Origin of the sequence: Pseudoalteromonas sp. GABNS16E (genome assembly GCF_028598715.1) — a bacterium.
Classification (GTDB): domain Bacteria; phylum Pseudomonadota; class Gammaproteobacteria; order Enterobacterales; family Alteromonadaceae; genus Pseudoalteromonas; species Pseudoalteromonas atlantica.
Genome location: NZ_JAQREZ010000126.1, coordinates 1 through 1411, shown reverse-complemented (window position 1 = coordinate 1411; position 1411 = coordinate 1). Strand labels below are relative to the sequence as shown.

General features: G+C 35.9%; 1 protein-coding gene. It reads right to left on the bottom strand.

Annotated elements, in window-relative coordinates; translation table 11 throughout:
- Positions 1-221 precede the first annotated feature (221 nt).
- A partial coding sequence (locus tag PSI06_RS20905) for a heavy metal sensor histidine kinase (RefSeq protein WP_273604798.1) occupies positions 222-1411 on the bottom strand: 1190 nt, incomplete at its 5' end.

Below are 1411 nucleotides of genomic sequence, written 5' to 3'. Positions count from 1 at the left end.
TCATATAGCTATCTAGGTTAACGCTTTCAAAAAACAGAAGTATATTTCCGATAACTACCTTTGAATTCCTATAAACGGAAGTTTGCTTCCGAAATATAGCAATATTGGGTTAGAAACCGGAAGTTTACTTCCGTTTTGTACTTTAAGTTTATAAACCGGTGTTTAATGAAAGCTGGGAAGTCTAGAGGTACAAGCAAACATTGGGTTATTAAATTTAATAATTAGCTTTTAGCTAAATTTAGAAAAACTTTAAAGCTGGTAGTTTGATTATTTGAACTGGCCTCTATATTTCCACCGTTTGCTTGCGCTAGAGCTTTAACTATTGCAAGCCCTAAACCAGCTCCATCGCTGTGTCGTTGGCGCGATTTATCGGGTCGATAAAAGCGGTCAAATAAATAAGGTAAATGCTCAGAAGGTATTCTCTCCCCAGTATTAATCACTGAAATACATATTTTTTCAGCGGTAAATATTTCACTATTTACTGTGATTGATGAGCCTTTTGGGGCATACCTTATTGCATTGGATAGGAGGTTTGATAATAATTGGCGAAAGTGTAATTTGTCACAATAAAAACAAAGGTTTTGACCTTTTTTCTTAAATGTAATCAATGAGTCTTCAGCCAAAGCATCAAAGTACTCAAATAATGCTTCAATTTCATCATGGCTTTTTAGGGTATTTTGAACGGGTTTAACCAGTCCATTCTGAGTTTTTGCAAGCCAAAGCATATCACTAACCATCTTAGTTAGTCGTTCCAGCTCTTCTAGATTAGAAAACAATAATTCTTGATACTCTAACAACTGTCTTTTTTTAGATAAACCAACCTGTGTTTGAGTGATTATATTTGTTAGTGGAGTACGTAACTCATGCGCAATATCACTAGAGAAATTTGATAAACGAATAAATTCACCTTGGAGCCTGTCGAGCATCGAGTTAAACGACTGCACCATATTAACAAGCTCAATAGGCACTTTATTTTCATCAAGCCTTACATCCATCTTATTAGTTTGGATGTCATGCATTTTCTGACTCAAACCTCGTAAAGGGTTTAATCCTTGATGTATAGCAAACCAAGCCACCAATAAAATGAGTACCGCAGAGCCAAACATAATAGCCCAAAGACTTTGTTGAAATTGATTGAGAAAGTGTAAATGAAAGCTCATGTCTATCGCTGTAGTAATTTTGTATTGCTGTTGCCCAGTACTTAAATTACTCACCAGAGCTCGGTAGGTGTGGGTATCATTTTGCCATGAGGTAATGTTGTTACGGTTAAAGCCAGCTGAAGCATTAGCACTCATTACAAAATCACTAAAATCTCGTTCAGAACTTTGAAAAATGAGCTCTCCTTTTGCGGTATTTACCTGATAGTAAACACCGTGATGACCCGCTACAGCGTTAGATAATTCATTTTTAA